This window comes from bacterium (genome assembly GCA_035529855.1).
Lineage (GTDB): Bacteria > RBG-13-66-14 > B26-G2 > WVWN01 > WVWN01 > WVWN01.
This window is the reverse complement of the sequence record DATKVX010000011.1, coordinates 25,534-42,834: the sequence shown is the minus strand read 5'-3', so window position 1 is coordinate 42,834 and position 17,301 is coordinate 25,534. Positions and strand designations below refer to the sequence as shown.

17 protein-coding genes are annotated in these 17,301 nt (G+C 65.5%); 5 read left to right on the top strand and 12 right to left on the bottom strand.

Annotation, left to right across the window (positions count from 1 at the left end):
* From VMX79_01280 to VMX79_01270, 3 genes are all read right to left on the bottom strand, one after another.
* Nucleotides 1-1,401: a sigma-54 dependent transcriptional regulator gene (locus tag VMX79_01280; protein ID HUV85726.1), complete on the bottom strand. Its 1,401-nt coding sequence runs from the start codon at nt 1,399-1,401 to the stop codon at nt 1-3.
* 19 nt (nt 1,402-1,420) lie between these two features.
* The gene (locus VMX79_01275; GenBank protein ID HUV85725.1) at nt 1,421-2,425 is read right to left on the bottom strand and encodes a tetratricopeptide repeat protein; all 1,005 of its coding nucleotides are present in this window, start codon (nt 2,423-2,425) and stop codon (nt 1,421-1,423) included.
* A 150-nt stretch (nt 2,426-2,575) separates the two neighbouring features.
* Nucleotides 2,576-3,547, bottom strand: coding sequence for a glycosyltransferase family 39 protein (locus VMX79_01270; protein ID HUV85724.1), 972 nt, complete (start codon nt 3,545-3,547; stop codon nt 2,576-2,578).
* A gap of 210 nt (nt 3,548-3,757) precedes the next feature.
* Between VMX79_01270 and menA the strand changes: the two genes are divergently transcribed.
* Complete coding sequence (menA, locus tag VMX79_01265; GenBank protein ID HUV85723.1) at nt 3,758-4,663, top strand: 1,4-dihydroxy-2-naphthoate octaprenyltransferase; 906 nt, start codon at nt 3,758-3,760, stop codon at nt 4,661-4,663.
* On the opposite strand, the gene VMX79_01260 is transcribed toward menA, so the two are convergent.
* On the bottom strand, nt 4,664-5,953 hold the full coding sequence (locus VMX79_01260) for an MFS transporter (protein ID HUV85722.1): 1,290 nt from the start codon (nt 5,951-5,953) through the stop codon (nt 4,664-4,666). It abuts the gene before it with no gap.
* Nucleotides 5,954-6,018: 65 nt separating this feature from the next.
* Between VMX79_01260 and serS the strand changes: the two genes are divergently transcribed.
* The 3 genes from serS to VMX79_01245 are packed head-to-tail and all read left to right on the top strand — an operon-like array spanning nt 6,019 to nt 10,666.
* Nucleotides 6,019-7,446, top strand: coding sequence for a serine--tRNA ligase (gene serS, locus VMX79_01255; protein ID HUV85721.1), 1,428 nt, complete (start codon nt 6,019-6,021; stop codon nt 7,444-7,446).
* Nucleotides 7,447-7,485: 39 nt separating this feature from the next.
* A complete protein-coding gene (locus VMX79_01250; GenBank protein ID HUV85720.1) occupies nt 7,486-8,235 on the top strand; it encodes a YebC/PmpR family DNA-binding transcriptional regulator in 750 nt (249 codons plus the stop codon).
* A gap of 4 nt (nt 8,236-8,239) precedes the next feature.
* Nucleotides 8,240-10,666 (top strand): DNA internalization-related competence protein ComEC/Rec2, encoded by a 2,427-nt coding sequence (locus tag VMX79_01245; GenBank protein HUV85719.1) that lies wholly within the window; start codon nt 8,240-8,242, stop codon nt 10,664-10,666.
* 31 nt (nt 10,667-10,697) lie between these two features.
* On the opposite strand, the gene VMX79_01240 is transcribed toward VMX79_01245, so the two are convergent.
* The gene (locus VMX79_01240; protein ID HUV85718.1) at nt 10,698-11,264 is read right to left on the bottom strand and encodes a TlpA disulfide reductase family protein; all 567 of its coding nucleotides are present in this window, start codon (nt 11,262-11,264) and stop codon (nt 10,698-10,700) included.
* A gap of 460 nt (nt 11,265-11,724) precedes the next feature.
* On the opposite strand from VMX79_01240, the gene VMX79_01235 reads away from it, so the two are divergent.
* The gene (locus VMX79_01235) at nt 11,725-13,026 is read left to right on the top strand and encodes a nucleotide sugar dehydrogenase (GenBank protein ID HUV85717.1); all 1,302 of its coding nucleotides are present in this window, start codon (nt 11,725-11,727) and stop codon (nt 13,024-13,026) included.
* A gap of 79 nt (nt 13,027-13,105) precedes the next feature.
* On the opposite strand, the gene VMX79_01230 is transcribed toward VMX79_01235, so the two are convergent.
* Genes VMX79_01230 through VMX79_01200 form a run of 7 tightly spaced genes read right to left on the bottom strand, consistent with a single transcriptional unit; the run spans nt 13,106 to nt 17,297 of the window.
* Entirely contained in the window at nt 13,106-13,615 is a 510-nt protein-coding gene (locus tag VMX79_01230; GenBank protein HUV85716.1) for a ferredoxin-thioredoxin reductase catalytic domain-containing protein, read from the bottom strand.
* Nucleotides 13,616-13,627: 12 nt separating this feature from the next.
* Nucleotides 13,628-13,903: a glutaredoxin family protein gene (locus VMX79_01225; GenBank protein ID HUV85715.1), complete on the bottom strand. Its 276-nt coding sequence runs from the start codon at nt 13,901-13,903 to the stop codon at nt 13,628-13,630.
* Between the two features lie 54 nt (nt 13,904-13,957).
* Nucleotides 13,958-14,614 carry a hydrogenase nickel incorporation protein HypB gene (gene hypB / locus VMX79_01220; GenBank protein ID HUV85714.1) on the bottom strand — a complete coding sequence of 219 codons (657 nt, stop codon included), beginning with the start codon at nt 14,612-14,614 and terminating at the stop codon, nt 13,958-13,960.
* Nucleotides 14,615-14,620: 6 nt separating this feature from the next.
* A complete protein-coding gene (locus tag VMX79_01215; GenBank protein ID HUV85713.1) occupies nt 14,621-14,980 on the bottom strand; it encodes a hydrogenase maturation nickel metallochaperone HypA in 360 nt (119 codons plus the stop codon).
* Between the two features lies 1 nt (nt 14,981).
* Nucleotides 14,982-15,986 (bottom strand): hydrogenase expression/formation protein HypE, encoded by a 1,005-nt coding sequence (gene hypE / locus VMX79_01210; protein ID HUV85712.1) that lies wholly within the window; start codon nt 15,984-15,986, stop codon nt 14,982-14,984.
* A complete protein-coding gene (gene hypD / locus VMX79_01205) occupies nt 15,979-17,070 on the bottom strand; it encodes a hydrogenase formation protein HypD (protein HUV85711.1) in 1,092 nt (363 codons plus the stop codon). The genes hypE and hypD overlap by 8 nt, the downstream gene beginning before the upstream one ends.
* Nucleotides 17,067-17,297, bottom strand: coding sequence for a HypC/HybG/HupF family hydrogenase formation chaperone (locus tag VMX79_01200; GenBank protein ID HUV85710.1), 231 nt, complete (start codon nt 17,295-17,297; stop codon nt 17,067-17,069). Before VMX79_01200 ends, hypD begins: the two co-directional genes overlap by 4 nt.
* Between the last annotated feature and the right edge of the window lie 4 nt (nt 17,298-17,301).

Below are 17,301 nucleotides of genomic sequence, written 5' to 3'. Positions count from 1 at the left end.
TTAATTGACCCCGTACGATTTAAGTTTACGCTGCAACGTTCGCAACCCTATTCCCAAAACTTTGGCGGCCTTGGTGCGGTTGCCGCCCAGCTCGTTTAACGTATTTTCGATCATATAGCGTTCGGCGTCGGCCAACTTCATGCCGACCCGGATGCCGTCGGCTTTGGCTTCTTCGACCGACTTCTGCACGTTGGGCGGGATGTCGGCGCGCGTCAGGCGGCTCGAGCGCGCCATCACCGCCATACTCTCGACGACGTTCCGCAGTTCGCGGACGTTGCCGGGCCAATTATACGCGCGGAAGAGCCAGACGACGTCGTCGTCCACGCCCTCGATGTCGAGGTGGTTTTTCTCGTTGAACTCGCGGATGAACGCGTTCACCAGGAGCGGGATATCCTCGGCCCGCTCGCGGAGCGGCGGCACGTCTACGGTTACGACCTTCAATCGATAGTATAAGTCCTCGCGGAAACGGCCCTCGCTCACCGCTTCCTCGAGGCGGGCGTTGGTCGCGGCGATCAGGCGGACGTCGGCCTGGGTATCCTCGGCGCCGCCTACGCGCTGGAAGACGCCGTCCTCCAGAACGCGCAGCAGCTTGACCTGCGTCGCCGGCGGGATCTGCGACACCTCGTCCAGGAAAAGCGTGCCGCCGTCGGCGGATTCGAACCGTCCGCTGTGCCGCCGTACGGCACCCGTGAACGCCCCCTTCTCGTGGCCGAAGAGCTCGGACTCCAACACGCCCTCCGCCAGCGCGGCGCAGTTGAGCTTCACCAGCGGCCCGTCGCGGCGCCGGCTGTTGTAATGGATGGAGTCGGCGATGAGCTCCTTACCGGTGCCGCTCTCTCCGTAGATCAAAACGGTGGCGTTGGTGGGCGCTATGCGCGTAATGAGGTCGTATATCTCCTGCATCGGCTTCGAGCGGCCTATGATGCGGTCGAAGGAAAACCTCTCGTACAGCCGCGTCTTGAGCTCCAGGTTCTCGAGCTCGAGCTTACGCTTCTCGAGAGCTTTATCGACGACGCGGCCCAGACCCTCGGGGTCGATGGGCTTCGTCAGGTATTCGTATGCGCCGCGCCGCGTGGCCTCCACCGCGGTCTCGATGGTCCCGTAGCCGGTGAGGATGACGAATGGAACCGCGGGCCACTTCTCGCGCGCCAACATCAAGAAATCCAGGCCGTCCATCCCCGGGATGACCATATCGGCAATTACGACGTCGACGGCTTCGTCTTCGAGTATCTTCAAGCCGGCGTCGACGTCGAAGGCCACGTACGTCTCGTAGCCGTCGGCGCGTAAAAGCTCGGCCAATCCCTCCGCCGCGGCGCGGTGGTCGTCGACGACCAGGACGGCCGCACGCGCCGACGGCGCCCGCGTGGTTCTCCTCTCGGTTGCGGCCTTGTTTTTAACCATAGCGTACGGCGATTATAACTTAATCCGTCGGGCTTTTCAAATCCGGTTCTTTTCGCGCCTCCGGCCTTACTTCGGCGGCGGCGCCGAGCGCGACGTACCGGCGATAGGCCGCCTCCGCGGCGGCCGTTTCTCCCAGGGTGGAATAACACTCGGCGAGATAAGCGTATACTACGGCCGAACGGGGCGAAACGCGGCGCTCGGCCTCCAGCTCGCGGACCGCGGCGGCGACGTCGCCCCTACTGCGGTAATATCTGCCGAGCAACAAATGGGCGCCCGCTACCCCCGGGTCAACCTCGACGGCCCGGCGCGCGGCCGCCAGCCCCTCGTCGTAATCCCCCGTCTCCATCAAAACCGCGGCGCAGCGCGCGAGCGCCCCGCCGTCGCGCGGCGTAAGGTTTGCCAACCGCCGATAAGCCTCGGCCGCGGCGCCGTATTCCTCCTGCCTGATGTGACACTCGCCGAGCGCGCGCCAGCCGTCGGCGTAACCGGGGAAACTCCCTACCGCGGTCTCGAGGAAGGGGACCGCGAGGTTATACTTGCCGCGGCGCGCCAGGCTGGCGCCGAGGAAATAGTTCGTCTCGGCGTCCAACGGGTCTATCTCGAGCGACTCGAGGTAGTAGTACTGGGCGAGGTCGTCGCGCCCCTGGCGCTCGTAAACCAGGCCCAGGTAGCCGAGGGCGTACGCATTATCGTCTTTGTACGTAAGGGCTTCCCGGAAGTGCGCCGCCGCTTCGTCAAGGTCGCCTTGGAAGAGGTAGTAAGTACCGTAGTTGAAGTACGACTGCGTCGCGACGCCGTCGCGGTCGCAACCCACGCCCGGGACCCAGGAGAAAGCGAGCAGGAGGGCCACGGCCGACGTCGCGAGAGCGGCCGATTTCCAACGGCGACGCCGCGCGTCCTCCCGGATACGAGCGGCGCCGTTCCCCGCGGCGACGGCCAGAACCGGCGCCAGCGGCACGCGGTACCAGTCGACGACGAAGAAGAGCACCACCGACAGCGCCGTCGCGAGAAAAAATATCGCCAAGCCCGCCTTCCGCGGGGTTCGCCCCGCCAACCCAACGCCAGCCCCACCGCGCCGAACGCGAACAACAGGCCGTAGTACGGGACCGGGACGCGGTGCAAAAAGGAGAAGTTGCGCCGAAAGCGGAAGTCCGCTTTCAACGTCACCTCGTAATTATTCGTCAAGAGCGAAATCTTGCGGCCGTAGAGCAGCGCCGCGTCGCCCGGGTTCCGCACCAGGTACCTCAGGCCGCGTTTGAGCCACCACCGCGACGCCTCGGCCGCGGTCACCGGCCGCCCGAACGCGGCCTCCGCCAGCGCCCCGCGTCTGGATTTCGTTCAGCGCCTCGGGCCTCCCAATCGTCCCCGGCGGCGACATAAACGACCCCGGCGCCCCGCGGTTGTTGCCGATAAAAAAGTTCACGCCCCCTTGCGACGAGACCACGACCCACTCGTCGGCCGCCACTTTATTTCGGACCGTTACCGCGCTTATAATCAATATTACCGGGACCGCAAAACCGGCCACCGCGCGCCACGCCGCACCCCGCCGCAGGAGCGGCCACAACGCCAACGCCGGTACGAACAGCAACAAGTTGGGTCGGGTTAACGCCGCGGCGCCGAAGAGCAACCCCGCGGCCGCGCCCGCCGCGAACCACCGCCGGCCGAAGTCGAGCGCCACCGCCAACAACAACAGCGACGCCGTGACCAAAAAGAGCATGAGCGACGCCGGTAAAATTTGCGTATCGTAGAAGACGGCCGGGAGATAGAAGACCCAAACGCCGCCCGCGACCGCCGCGGCCAAAGAGCCGTACAGGCGCCGCGCCAGGACGTAAACCAAGGCCGCCGTAGCCGCGCCCAGGACCGTCTGAGCCAAAATTACGGCGTAAAGGTCCACGCCGAATAGTTTGTAGACCAGCGCGAGGAAGAAGGCGTACGCGGGCCCGATATAGTACGCCGTCGCCGGGCCAACGCCGTTAATAATATCCACGGCCCAATTGTGGTACAACGACGCGTCCGGTACGGCGTCGACGTACGTCATGAGCGGGTCGTCGCGCACGGTGAGGAAGTACGCGAGGCGATACGCCAACGCCGATATGAAAATAATGGCCGGCCCGGGGCCGCCGATTTTACGTAAAAAAGACTTCATGCGCCGGAGATAAAAAAACGCGCCACGTCAAAATGGCGGCTAATCATAATATTCCACGGCTTTTTTGTCAATAATTTGTTGGTAACCTAGTATAACTGCGCCTCCAACGCCGGGAAGTGGCCCCGATTTTGGGATTTCGCTTGCCCGGCCTTCGTTTTTAATTTAAAATCCTTACACTCGCGCGGCCCGGCCGCGTACGCCGCCCGTATTATGAAGAAATGGCTCGTCGCGATAAGGGTACCGTTCTTCACCGCGTCCGTCGCGCCGGCGGTCGTCGGCGTCGCCGTCGCGTTCTACGAGGGTTACGCCGTCAACTGGTGGCACGCGGCGCTCACGCTCGTGGGCCTGGTCGCGTTGCACGGCGGCACCAACCTCGCCAACGACTACTTCGACCACCGCACCCGCGACGACTGGGTCAACCTGACGCCGACGCCGTTCTCGGGGGGCTCGCGCGTAATACAGGACGGCGTCATCTCGCCGCGGGCGATGTTCGTATACTCGCTGGCCTGCTTCGCCGTCGGCATTGCCTGCGGCCTCTACCTGTGGCGCGTAACGCCCGGCAACGTCGTCCTGTGGCTGGGGCTGGCGGGCGTGGCGTCCGGCTTCCTGTACACCGCGACGCCGGTGGCCATCGGCTACCGCGGCGTGGGCGAGCTCTTCGTGGGGTTAAACTTCGGGCCGCTGGCGGTGCTCGGCGCCCACTACGTGCAGGCCGGCCGCCTGTCGCCGGCGGCGCTGATCGCCTCGGTCCCGGTGGGGCTGCTCATCGCCGCGGTGCTGTACATAAACGAGTTCCCGGATTACGAGGCCGACCGGCAAGTCAACAAAAAGACCCTTATCGTTTTGTTGGGGCCCAAACGCGCGCGTTACGGTTATATAATATTAATTGCGCTGACGTACGCCGCGATTATTACTTTCGTCGCCGTCGGCGGCCTACCGACGTGGGCGCTGCTCGGCTTGCTCACCCTTCCGCTCGCCGTCAAGGCCGTAACGGTTTTGATGCGCCGCTACGCCGAGCCGTACAAGCTACTGGCGGCGAACGCGCTGACGATAATCGTCCACTTCGCGACGGGGATATTGCTGGCGGTAGGGTTGGCGCTGGGCCGCGCGGCCTAACTAGCCGAGGCGGGTGCCGCCCACGACGAGGGAAGGCGTCGCGCCCTCCTCGCGGGGCTCGAGCAGGCGGCGCGTAAACCACAGCGCGAGGACGGCGAAGGCCGCGGCCAGGCCGTAGAGTACGTCGTAGCTCGAGTATTTCAAGATGAAGCCGCCGCCTATGGCCGCGAGCATGGCGAGGCCGTTCACGGTATTGTTGAAGCCGACGTAAACCGGCCGAAGGTGGGCGGGGGCGACGTCGATGACGTAGTTGATGCTGCCGAACTCGGCGCCGGACCAACCGAAGCCGACCAGGAAGAAGAGGGCGTAGAAAAGATAGATGCCGCCCCACTCCGCCCGGGCCGAGAGGAAGTATAACAGCGGCGGTAAGATGGTGAGGAGCGCGCCGCCCCGCACCAGCGCCCGGTTGCCGCGCCGGCTCGAGAGGTACCCCCAGAGCAGGTTGGAGGTTACGGTCCCGGCCATGAGCGCGGCGAGGAAGGGCCCGGCCGCCGCGGCGCCCACCCGGAGCTTCCACATCGCGAGGCCGATGTAGAACGGCACGCCCAGCCGGCTGAAACAAATGAATACCCGGGAGGTCACGAAGCGGCGGTAGTTGGCGTCCGCACGCAGCAGGCCGAAGCCGGCCCTGACGGTCTGGAGGAAAGAGTGCTTCTCGACCACGGCCTGGCCCTCCGGCTCGCGGCTGAGAGACATCGCGAGGAGCGCGAACCCGCTGACGGCCGCGGCGACGACGAAGAGGACGCCGTACGACGTGGGGAACGGCAACGACCGTAGTACCGGCCCGACCAGGATGACGCCCGTTAGCACGGCCAGGACGCCGCCGCCGAACCGCCGGACCGTGAACAACAGGCCGCGGCCTCGGGACGATATCGTATTACCGATGACGTCCATGAACGGCGGGCCGGCGAGGCCGGCGGTAAAGTTAAGCGCGCCGTATGCGACGAGGAAGGCGACCAACAGCGCCGGCCCGGGCGCGAGCACGAACGGCAGCGCCGCCAGGAGGGCGACGATGACGCCGCGGACGACGGCAGTCCCGCGGTAGAACGGCATCTTACGCCGCAGGTGCAGGATGCGGGAGGCGGCGAAGAGCTGCGGCAGCGGCCAGCATATCGCGTCCAGCTGCCCCGCGACGGCGACCCACACCGGGTTGGCCGTCAGCGTGCCCACGAACGCCGGGACCACCGTCGCGGGGTTGAGGACGGCGAGGGATATATTGAAAATTACGCCGTTGGCGGCGGCGCAGGCGAAGTTCCAGCGGTAGTGGGGACCGTTTTCCGCGGCGGCCATTAGCGAGTAATCTAACCGAAGGCGCGGCCTTTGTCAAGGGTCGCCTACCGAGGCGACGGGAACTTATGCTGGACCTGAAATTTATCGAGGAAAACGAAAAACGCGTACGCGAGATGCTCGCGGCCCGCGGCGTCGAGTTCGACCTGGATGAGGTGCTAGAGCTCGCGGCGCGTCGAAGGGAAATGATCGGCAAAGTCGAAGCTAAAAAGGCCGAGCAGAATAAGTTAAGCAAAAAAATCGCCGAACTAGCGGCACGAATCGCAAACCCGGAGCGTTTCGAAATTACAGAAAAGGAATTAAAAACCCTTTTACGAGAAAATGAAAAATCCCTAAAACAAGCCGAAGAAATTAAAGCCTCGATTAAAGAACTTACACCGGGATTATATTTGGAAGAAGCCTACCTCGACAACCGGCTACTTTACTTACCGAACGTCTTCGACGCCTCCGTGCCCGTCGGGCCGGACGAGACGTACAACGAGATTCGGCGCGTAGGCCGGGAGCCGCGCGCGTTCGACTTCCCACCCCGGCCCCACTGGGAGCTGGGCGAGATGCTCGGCATCATAGACTCCGAGCGCGCGGTCAAAGTGGCCGGCGCCCGCTTCGCGATGACCGTAGGCACGGGCGCCCGAATGGAACGGGCGTTGCAAAACCTGATGTTGGACGAAGCTCGGAAGCGGGGTTATCGCGAGGTTAACGTTCCTTTTATGGTACTAAAGACTTCGATGGTAGGAACGGGACAACTACCCAAGTTTGCGGCTGATATGTATAAGGTGGAATCCGAAGAACTTAGGCATGTGTTAACGCCTTTCGATGGAAAATCACCACCCGCAATAACCAAAGAATCCGATTTCCGAAAATGGAGAGAAGATTTAACTGTTGCGCTGGGGGGAGGGCACTGGTTAATACCCACGGCGGAGGTCCCGGTTACGAACCTCCACCGCGAGGAAATCCTGACCGCGGACGAGCTGCCCATAAAGTACGCCGCGTTCACGCCGTGCTTCCGGCGGGAGGCCGGCGCGCCGGGCCGCGACACCCGCGGTATGGTCCGCGTTCACCAGTTCTTAAAAGTGGAACTCGTCAAAATCGTCCACCCCGACGCCTCGTACGACGAGCTGGAGAGCCTGGTCGCCGACGCCGCGCACATCCTCGAGCTGCTCGAGCTCCCCTACCGCGAGGCGGTCCTCAGCACCGGCGACCTCGGCTTCGGCGCGGCCAAGTGCGTAGACCTCGAGGTGTGGATACCGTCCGAGGAAAAGTACCGCGAGATCTCGAGCTGCTCCAACTACGAGGCGTTCCAGGCGCGCCGCATGAACACGCGCTTCCGTCCCAAGAAGGGCGCCAAACCCGAATTCGTACACACCCTCAACGGCTCCGGCCTGGCCATAGGCCGGACGTTGGTAGCGATCATAGAGAACTTTCAAAACGCCGACGGCTCCGTTACGATACCCGACGCGCTCCGGCCCTATATGGACGGCCTGGAGAAGATAGCGTAGGGAAAGCGGCGCCGCGGCCTTCGCGTTTCGGAGGGGCATATGTCGGGCCATTCCAAGTGGAGCACCATAAAACGCAAAAAGGCCAAAGAGGACCAGAAGCGCGGCAAGGTCTTCTCGCGGCTGGCGCGGGAGATAATCGTCGCGGCGCGGCAGGGCGGCGGCGACCCGACGGCCAACACGCGGCTCCGGGTCGCGGTCCAGGCCGCCAAGGTCGCCAACATGCCGGCGGACAACATCGCCCGGGCCATCAAGCGCGGGACGGGTGAAGGCGAGGGCGCGCAGCTCGAGGAGGTAACGTACGAGGCCTACGGCCCGGGCGGCGTCGCGATGTGCGTCGAGGTCATGACCGACAACAAGAACCGGACCACGCCCGAGATCCGCTTTATCCTCGACCGGTACGGCGCCTCGATGGCGGACGCGGGCGCGGTAACGTGGATGTTCGAGCGCAAGGGGATGGTAATCGTCGACGCCGACCGCGCCACCGAGGAACAGCTGCTGGAGGCGGTGCTGGACGCCGGCGCCGAGGACATCCGCCCGGGCGACGACGTCTTCGAGGTCTACTGTCCGCCGGACCGGTTGGCCGACGTGACGGACGCATTAGGCGCGGCGGGAGTGGAGTTCGCCACCGCGGAGGTCTCGCTCGTCCCCAAGAGCGTCATCCCGCTGGAGGGCAAGAACGCGGCCAAATTCCTGAAGCTGCTGGAGGCGCTGGAGGACCACGACGACGTCCAGACGGTCTACGCCAACTTCGACATCCCGACGTCGGTGATGGAGGAGCTCACGGCCTGACGTTATGCCGACGACGACGCGCGAACGGGCGGGAGTGGACGGCTCGAGCCGTCACCGCCCCGCCTGCCTGGCCGCCGCCCCCTTCGCCGGCGGCCTTGTCTTAGCGGCGCTGTTCTCGCCGCCGCCGTGGCCGCTCATAGCCGGCGCCGCGGCCCTCGCCTTAGCGGCCGTCATTTTTATCCAACGGCGCGTCTCGAGCTGGCTCGTACTGGCGGCGTTGGCGCTGGGGGGTGCCGGCTGGTACGCGGCCCGCGCCGACTACCTCGCCCCAAGCGACATATCTTTCAAACTGGACCGGCGCTTCCGGCCGGCCGCGGCCGTGGTCACGGGCGTCGTCGCCGGCGACCCCGAGCAGCGCCCTTACGCCACCGTCTTCCCCCTTGCAATCGAAAACGTCGCGCTGGACGGCGACGCCGAACCGGCGAGCGGCCGGGCCCGCGTCTCGGTATACGAGAACGTCCCCCTCCGCTACGGCGACGAGGTCGCGATAAAGGGCAAGTTGGTCGCGCCCAGGCCGGCGCGCAATCCCGGCGGCTTCGATTATCGCTCGTACCTGAAGCGGCGGGGCATGACGGCGCTCGTCACGGCCGGCGACGCCGAAGACGTAACGCTGCTCGCGCGCGGCCGCGGCAACCCGGTGCTGCGCGCGTCGTTCGCGGCCCGGGACAAGGCCGCGTCGATATTGGACCGGGCGGTGGGCGGCGACGAGGCCGCGGTCCTCAAGGGCCTCACGTTGGGCAAGCGGGCCGAAATCGACCCCGCCATCGTGGAGGATTTCCGCGGCGCCGGCACCATGCACTTGCTCGCGATATCGGGCCTGCACGTCGGCTTCGTCGCGTTCATGCTGTTTCTGGTCCTTGCCGGGACGCGCGTGCCGAAAGTAGCCGCCAACCTGACGGTGATGGCGTTCCTTCCGGCGTACGCCCTCTTGACCGGGTTCAATCCGCCGGTCGTCCGCGCGAGCTTGATGGGGATATTGGCGCTCGCCGCGGCGCTGCTCGACCGCGACGTAGACCTGTATAACGTCCTCGCCGCCGCCGCCTTGATCATCCTGATCGCCAACCCGCTGTACGTGAGCGACGTCTCGTTCCTGCTCTCGTTCGCCGCCGTCTTCGCTATTGCGGCCTTGTACCGCCCCATAGAAAAATTCCTGAAACCGGTCCCGGGTTTGGTTCGTGAGTCGCTGGCCGTGACGTGCGCCGCGCAGTTGGGCGTGCTGCCGCTGCAGCTCTACTTCTTCAATCGCTTCACGCCGACGGCGCTGGTCTCCAACCTCGCGATGGTCCCGCTCGCCGGGTGCGCCGTCGCGCTGGCGCTCATCACGATTCTCACCGGCGCCGTGTGGCCCGCCCTCGGCGAGCTCTTCGGCGGCGCGGCCTGGCTCGCCGCCAAAGCGCTAACGGCCGCGGGGCATTACTTCTCGCTGGGGCTCGAGCCGCTGGCGGGCCGCTGGCCCATACTCGCCGGCGTGCCCTTCCTGGGGCCGCGATGGGATTTACAGTTCTGGGTCGCCAGGCCGTCGCCGTTTCTAGTTTTACTCGTGGTCTTCGCAATCGGAGCGACGGCGGTACGGAGAACGCGGATAAGGTTCGCGTTCGCCGCCGCGGCCGCGGGTTGCCTCGGCCTGTGGCTCGCGCCCAGGCTCGCCGCCCCCGAGCTGCCGCTTCGCATCACCTTCCTGGACGTGGGCCAGGCGGACGGCGCGCTCGTGGAATTCCCGGGCGGCAAGACGATGGTGGTGGACGCCGGGTACGCCGGCCGCGGATACGACGCCGGCGAGCAGGTCGTGGCGCCGGTGCTCCACGCCAAGGGTATAACGAAAATAGATTACCTGTGCGTGACCCACGGCGACGCCGACCACGCCGGCGGCGCGGCCTATCTCGTAAAAAATTTCGACTTGGGCGAGCTGTGGTTCCCGGCCGACGCGGAGCCGAGTCGCGCGCTCGAGGAATTGGCCGCCTCGGCTCGAGCCGAGGGCGTCCGCATCGCCGCCGCGCCGAAGGGCGTGAACGTCGGCGGCGTCGGCATTACGCGGGTGTGGCCGCCGGCCGGCGGCGTTCCGCCGGCCTTTTCATCCAACGATTCGTCGACGGTATTGCGGCTGACGTACGGCGACTTCGCCGCCCTACTAACGGGCGACGTCGAAAGCCGGGCGCAAGAACGTATCCTCGAGGCCGGCCGGGAGTTGGGGGCGGACGTGTTGAAGGTACCGCACCACGGCTCGCGGGGCGCCGCGCTCCCTTCCTTCGTCGCGGCGGCCAACCCGCGCGCGGCCTTCTTCCCCGTGAAGGCCGGCTCGCCGAAATTCCCCGCCGCGGAGACGCTGGCGTTGTACCGCAAGGCCGGCGTGCTCCTTCGCACCGCCGGCGAAAACGGCGCCGCCGTCGTTCAAACCGACGGCCGGCGCCTTCGCGTTCACACTATGTTTTAAAAGCCCTGCCGGGCCGCGACCCGCTCCCCTATCAGGACGAGGGCGGGGCGAGCAGCGGCGTTATCTTGGCCTCGAGCTGCTCCTTCCCGATAAACCCGGGCCGCTTCATAACCTCGTTGCCGTCGCGGTCGTAGATGATAATGGTGGGCAGGCCGATAACGGCGTACTTGCCCTTCATCTCGTCGCCGCCGCGGACGTTGACGTAGTTCATGCCGACTTCGGCGGCGTACGGCGGGACGTCTTTATCCGGGTTGTCGTCCAGCGTGATGCCGACGACCGTCAGGCCCTGGTCGCGGTACTTCTCCTGCAGCTCGATGAGGTGAGGGATTTCCATCTTGCACGGGCCGCACCACGTCGCCCAGAAGTCGAGGACCAGGACCTGGCCCTTATAATTTTCCACCTTAAATTCGGAAGCGCTTATCAGCGAGAAACCTTCCGGGGGCTCGGTCGCCGTCGGGGGCTCCTCGCCCGGCGGCACGGGTTTTTCCGTCTTCGTCTTGCACGCCGAGAGCGAGAATATGCCCAACGCCAATATGAGGGGCCAAATCAGGTGTTTGCACGGCATGGAAAATTCCTCCTTTTTGATGTATACTAACATAAAGCGCCGCGGCCGGTAAACGTTTAAAAAAGGGAACGGCCTAAGCCGTTCCCCGACGCGGAAATTGGGCCCGCGTTATTTTCGTGACGCTTCCCTTACGCGCTCCAGTATGCTCGCCGCTCTTCCGGGAGGGAGCGCCGTTCGTTCGGCGAGGCGCCCCAGAAATCGGCCCAAACGGGTTTGGAGTCCATCAATCTTTTCTTCCTGTCCTACGTCAAGAGCTCGAGCGGTCGAAACGTTTTCTTTATTAACATCCTCCTCGGTCAGCCGTTTAACCGCGGGAAAAACCTTTGTCTCCATGTCATACCTCCGATATATATATCGGCACCTCCTGGGGCCGAAAAGTACCAATTATTTATGATTGCCGTCCTAAATATTGGTGCGGCGGCCCGGTAAAACGTTACAGCCTTTATGAGAATTAGCAAGGTTTAGGAGCAAGGCCATGATTTACGAGGATTTAATGGGTAAAATCCGAAGCCGCGACGCGAGCGCCGCCGTCGTGGGGTTGGGCTACGTCGGCCTGCCGCTGGCCCTGGCCTACGTCGACGCCGGCTACCGCGTTATCGGTTACGATGTTGACCCCGACAAAATAGATAATCTTCTGGCCGGCCGGTCCTACATCGGCGACGTGACCGACGAGCGGGTGGCTGCGGCCGTCGCCGAGGGCGCGTTCGCGCCCACCACCGACCCGGCGCGGCTGGGCGAGGCCGACGTCGTCGCGATATGCGTCCCGACGCCCTTGACCGCCGATAAAGAACCGGACCTGTTGTTTCTGGGCGACACCGCGGAGACGCTCTCCGCCCACTTGCGCCCGGGCCAGCTGGTCGTCGTAGAGTCCACCGTCTACCCGGGCGCCACGCGTGGCTTCGTCCTGCCCCTCCTCGAGCAGAGAGGCCTCGCCGCGGGCCGCGACTTTTGGCTCGCCTTCTCGCCCGAGCGCGTCGACCCCGGCAACAAGGCGTTCCCGCTGAAGGAGATACCGACCGTCGTGGGCGGCGTGGACGCCGCCGCCGCGGAGCTCGCCGCCGCGTTCTACGAGCCGGTGGTCAGCGAGGTAATAAAAGTATCGTCGGCGGAGGCCGCCGAAATGTCCAAGCTCCTGGAGAATACGTACCGCGCCGTAAACATCGCCCTGGTGAACGAGCTCAAAGTTATATGCGGTAAGATGGGGCTCGACGTGTTCGAGGTAATCGACGCCGCGGCGTCGAAGCCGTACGGCTTCCAGAAGTTCGCGCCGGGCCCCGGGGTCGGCGGCCACTGCATCCCCCTCGACCCGTACTACCTGGCGTGGCGGGCGCGCCAGTTCGGCCACGAGAGCCGCTTCGTCGAGCTCGCCGGCCGCGTCAACGACGAGATGCCGGAGTACGTCGTCTCGCGGCTGGAGGGGGCGCTGGGCGAGCGCGGCGTAAAATTCGCCGACGCCCGCGTGCTGGTGCTGGGCGTGGCGTACAAGGCCAACGTCGACGACCTGCGCGAGTCGCCCGCCCTGGTCGTCATCGACCTTCTGCGGAACCGCGGCGCCGACGTCGCCTACCACGACCCGTACGCGCCGGCGCTGCCCCGAACGCGCAAGTACGACTTCGGCCTGACGTCGGCCGAGCTCGAGCCGGAGGCCGTGCGGGAATACGACGCCGTCGTCATCGCGACCGACCACACCGGCGTCGATTACGATATGGTGTTCCGCGAAGCGCGGCTCGTCGTCGACGCCCGGGGCGTCGCGCGGCGGCTGGGATACGCCGGCGACAACGTCGTGACCGCATAACCCCACGCTAACGTAGCCGCTATAGAAAAAAGCCGGCCTTCGGGCCGGCTTCTTCGTCGGCGATATTTTATTAAAATGCTCACGCGGGCGGAAACGCGAACGGCTCGAAGCGGTCCTTCGCGGCCTTGCAAATCGGGCACACTTCCGGCGGCGCGTCGCGCGCGGCGAGGTACCCGCACACGCGGCACCGCCACACCTTTATCCCCCCGCCGGCCGTTTGCGCCCTCTGTTTATATTGAAGCCGGTCTTCTTTTTTCGGCGGCCTGCGTTCCGGAATGGCCCGGGCTTCCCTCTTGCCGGCGACGACGTCCTTCGAGACGTACAGCGCGCAGTAACACGCGCCGTATTCGCCCAGGTCGGCGTCGCGGTAGTCGCACGGGCAGATTACGTCGAGGTCTTCTTCGCGGGTGCCCGTCGCGCGGCGGCAGGGGCACGCCGGGTAACCGTAGCGGTTGACGTTGGTGAGCAGCCCCTCCATCAGCGCCCGGGTGAACTCGCGGTCCGGGTTTAGGTGGTAACCGCTCGCCTCCGCCTCGCGCGCGAGCTTTTCGTACAGCGCGTCCACCTCTTTAGGGTCGAGCTCGGCCATAACACACCCCCTTTAAAGTTTTAACAATTCCTTGATCTCATCCGGCCGGAAGCCGACGACGCAGCCTTCATTCGCGATCAGCGTGGGGTAACTCGCGCGGCCGGCGAGCGCCGTTATCTCGGCCTCTATCTCGTCCTGGCGCGCCGGCGGCGCCAGGTCCACGTACTCGTAATCGTACGCCACGCCCCACTCCTCCAGCAAGGCGCGGGTCTTCTTGCACCACACGCAGGTCGACAACGCGTAGAGCTTAACGTCGCCCCGGTCCACGGTCCCTTCCACGTGTTCCATAATCGCCCCTTCTCGGCGCCTTTCGAACGGGCGCCGTCGAATTACGCCCGACCGCTAACCGCCGAGCCGGCCTTTTACGTAATCCACCCACGCCGCGACGCCGTCGCCGGTCTTCGCGGATACCTCGAAGACGCTCAGGCCGGCGTTCACGGCCGCGACGTTTTTCTTCAATACCTCCAAGTCCACGTCGAGATGCGGAAGGAGGTCGAGCTTATTTATTACCACCGCCTTCGCCTCGCGGAAAGCCAGCGGGTACTTGAGCGGCTTGTCCTCCCCCTCCGCGACCGAGAGCACGACTACCTTCTCGTCCTCGCCGACGTAGAACTCCGCCGGGCAAACCAGGTTGCCGACGTTCTCGACGAAGACGACGTTGAGCTCGTCGAGCGGGAGGTCCTCGAGCGCCGCGCGTATGAGGTTGGGCGCGAGGTGACATTCACCGCCGAAGGGGCCGGTGTTTATCTGGACGATGGGGACGTCGAAGCGCTGCAGCCGTTCGGCGTCGGCCGTGGTCGCGATGTCGCCCTCGATTACGCCGGGTTTGATTTCCGCGGCCTCGGCCTCGAACGTACGCTCCAACAGCAGCGTCTTCCCCGAGCCCGGCGAGCCGATGAGGTTGAAGGCGTATACGCCCCCGGCGGCGAGCAGCTGCCGGTTTTCGTCGGCCAGCTTCTCGTGGGCCTCGAGGACCTTCTTAACTATTTTTATCTCCATATGGACCTACCTCGCACCGTCGTCTCGCACCTCGAGCGATTCTATCACCAACTCCCGCCCCGACGTTATCTCGAGGTCGGGCGAGCCGCACGCCGCGCACGCGAACGGGAGCCCCTCCAGCGTAACCGCCTCGCCGCAGCGGCGGCACGTACCCGCCACCGGGACCTCCTCTACCTCGAGCCGCGCCGATTCCAGATCGGTCCCCTTCGTCAACGCCTCGAAGTAGAACGTCATCGCCTCCGGTACGAACGTCGTCAGCGCGCCGAGCTTGAGGTGGACGACGGCGACTTCGCCGACGACGCCCAGCCGCTCCGCCTCTTCGCGGAGCTGCTGCACCAGGCTGTGGACCACCGCCAGCTCGTGCATCTTAGCATATCCTCGGCAGCTGGTCGGCGAGCGGCATCTCCAGGATGCGCGTTCCGCCCACCGTGGTGCGGACGAAGACGCGCTTGGGCTCGGCCACGACTTCGCCGATGACCGCGGCGCGCGCGCCCAGCGGGTGGTTGCGCATCGCGGCCACGAGCGCCTCGGCCTCGGCCGCCGGCGCCACCGCGACCACCCTCCCCTCGTTGGCTACCAGGAGGGGGTCGAGCCCCAATATCTCGCACACCGCGACGACGTCCTCGTTGAACGGTATATTTTCTTCGTATATCTCGACGCCGACGCCGTACGCCGCCGCGACTTCGTTGAGCGCCGCGGCCAGGCCGCCGCGCGTCGGGTCCCGCATGAACTTCAAACCCGGCGCGGCCTCGCGCATCGCCGCGCACAGGCCGCCCAGCGGCGCGCAGTCGCTCTCTATCGTCGCCTCGAGCTTAAACTGCTCGCGCGCCACCATGACGGCGACGCCGTGGTCGCCGAGGGTGCCGCTGAGCACGACCGCGTCGCCCGCCTCCAGCGGCGCCCGCGCCGGCCCGCCGCCGTCGAACACGCCGATGCCGGCGGTGGTGATGAAGAGACCGTCCGCCTCGCCCCGGGCGACGACCTTGGTATCGCCGCAGACTATTTCCACCCCGGCTTCCTGCGCCGCCGCGGCCATAGACACCACGACGCGCGCCAGCGTCGCGAGCGGCAGCCCCTCCTCCAACGTGAAGCTCGCCGACAGATACCGCGGGACCGCGCCCATCACCGCCAGGTCGTTGACGGTCCCGCACACCGCGAGCTTGCCCACGTCGCCGCCGGGAAAGAACAACGGCTTGACCACGTACGCGTCGGTGGTGAACGCGACTTGCCCGGGCGGCAACGTCAACGTCGCGGCGTCGTCGAGCTCGCGCAGCGCCGCGTTGTCGAAATGCCGCGCGAAGACGTCCGCCACCAGCCGCCGCATAAGGAGGCCGCCGGCGCCGTGACCCATTTGTATTAACTCGTCACTCATATTCGAATTTAAACGCCGCGGCGCAGCTCCCCTCGGAAGAGACCATGCACGGCCCCACCGGCCGCGCCGGCGTGCACTCGTCGCCGAAGAGCGGGCAATCCGCCGGGACCTTGGCGCCGGTGAGCACGTCGCCGCAGATGCAGCCGTGGTCGGGGACCGTCTCCTCCGGCTCGACCTCGAGCGCCCGGGCGGCGTCGAGGGCGGCGTACTCTTCGCGTATCGCCAGGCCGCTGGCCGGCAAATCCCCCAGGCCCCGCCAGCGAGAGTCGCAAACGTCGAACACCTCGGCCTGGACCTCCTGCGCCCGCAGGTTGCCTTCCCGTTTGACGACGCGGGAATATTGGTTGTCGACGCGCCGCTCGCCGTCGGCGTATTGCTTCAACAATAAATAAATACCCTGCAGAATATCCACCGGCTCGAAGCCGGCCACGGCGCACGCCAGGCCGTAGTCGCGCGGGATGAACTCGTACACCCGGGCGCCGATTATCGCGCTCACGTGGGCCGGGCACAGGAAACCGTCGAGGGCTACGTCGCCGCTCTCGCACAACGCCCGCATCGCCGGCGGTATCAACTTGTGCGCGGCCAAGACGAAATAATTCCGGATGCCCGCGGCCGCGGCTTCCTTCGCGGTAGCCGCGACGGTGGGCGCGGTAGTCTCGAAGCCGACGCCCAGAAAGACCACCCGGCGGTCCGGCTCGGCCCGGGCGAAGGCCACCGCGTCCCGCGCCGAATAAACGACACGCACGTCGGCGCCCTCCGCCTGCAGCCGCAACAGGTCCGACGAGCTGCCGGGTACGCGCATCATATCGCCGAACGTCGCCACCGCTACGCCCGGCTCGCGCGCGAGCGCGACGGCGTGGTCGACGTACTCCTTGGGCGTCACGCACACCGGGCAGCCGGGGCCGGATATCAATCGGACGTTGGCGGGGAGGAGCTTCTTCAAGCCGTAGCGCGCCACCGCCATGGTGTGCGTCCCGCATACCTCCATGAACGTGAACGCGCGGTCGGCCGGCGCAACGGCGGCCACGGCGGCCGCGACCTTCCGAACGCGTTCGGCGTCGCGAAACTCCTCCAAGTATTTCAACTCCCGCGCCCCGTATCGAACCCTATCTCGTCGAGGAGCTCGAGCGTCTCGCGCGCGTCCTCCTCGTCCAATATTTCTATCGCGAAGCCGGCGTGCACTATTACGTAGTCGCCCACCTTCGCGTCCGGCGAGAGCGAGAGGTCGCACTCCTGGCGCACGTGCGCCATCTCGACCGTCGCCATCGTCCCGTTAACCTCGATTATCTTCATCGGTACGCCCAGACACATATTA

Excerpts from the sequence above, each read along its gene's own strand:
- VMX79_01280 (HUV85726.1), bottom strand. The coding sequence starts at position 1,401 with ATGGTTAAAAACAAGGCCGCAACCGAGAGGAGAACCACGCGGGCGCCG.
- VMX79_01270 (HUV85724.1), bottom strand. The coding sequence starts at position 3,547 with ATGAAGTCTTTTTTACGTAAAATCGGCGGCCCCGGGCCGGCCATTATT.
- menA (HUV85723.1), top strand. The coding sequence starts at position 3,758 with ATGAAGAAATGGCTCGTCGCGATAAGGGTACCGTTCTTCACCGCGTCC.
- VMX79_01260 (HUV85722.1), bottom strand. The coding sequence starts at position 5,953 with ATGGCCGCCGCGGAAAACGGTCCCCACTACCGCTGGAACTTCGCCTGC.
- serS (HUV85721.1), top strand. The coding sequence starts at position 6,019 with ATGCTGGACCTGAAATTTATCGAGGAAAACGAAAAACGCGTACGCGAG.
- VMX79_01250 (HUV85720.1), top strand. The coding sequence starts at position 7,486 with ATGTCGGGCCATTCCAAGTGGAGCACCATAAAACGCAAAAAGGCCAAA.
- VMX79_01245 (HUV85719.1), top strand. The coding sequence starts at position 8,240 with ATGCCGACGACGACGCGCGAACGGGCGGGAGTGGACGGCTCGAGCCGT.
- VMX79_01240 (HUV85718.1), bottom strand. The coding sequence starts at position 11,264 with ATGTTAGTATACATCAAAAAGGAGGAATTTTCCATGCCGTGCAAACAC.
- VMX79_01235 (HUV85717.1), top strand. The coding sequence starts at position 11,725 with ATGGGTAAAATCCGAAGCCGCGACGCGAGCGCCGCCGTCGTGGGGTTG.
- VMX79_01230 (HUV85716.1), bottom strand. The coding sequence starts at position 13,615 with ATGGCCGAGCTCGACCCTAAAGAGGTGGACGCGCTGTACGAAAAGCTC.
- VMX79_01225 (HUV85715.1), bottom strand. The coding sequence starts at position 13,903 with ATGGAACACGTGGAAGGGACCGTGGACCGGGGCGACGTTAAGCTCTAC.
- hypB (HUV85714.1), bottom strand. The coding sequence starts at position 14,614 with ATGGAGATAAAAATAGTTAAGAAGGTCCTCGAGGCCCACGAGAAGCTG.
- VMX79_01215 (HUV85713.1), bottom strand. The coding sequence starts at position 14,980 with ATGCACGAGCTGGCGGTGGTCCACAGCCTGGTGCAGCAGCTCCGCGAA.
- hypE (HUV85712.1), bottom strand. The coding sequence starts at position 15,986 with ATGAGTGACGAGTTAATACAAATGGGTCACGGCGCCGGCGGCCTCCTT.
- VMX79_01200 (HUV85710.1), bottom strand. The coding sequence starts at position 17,297 with ATGTGTCTGGGCGTACCGATGAAGATAATCGAGGTTAACGGGACGATG.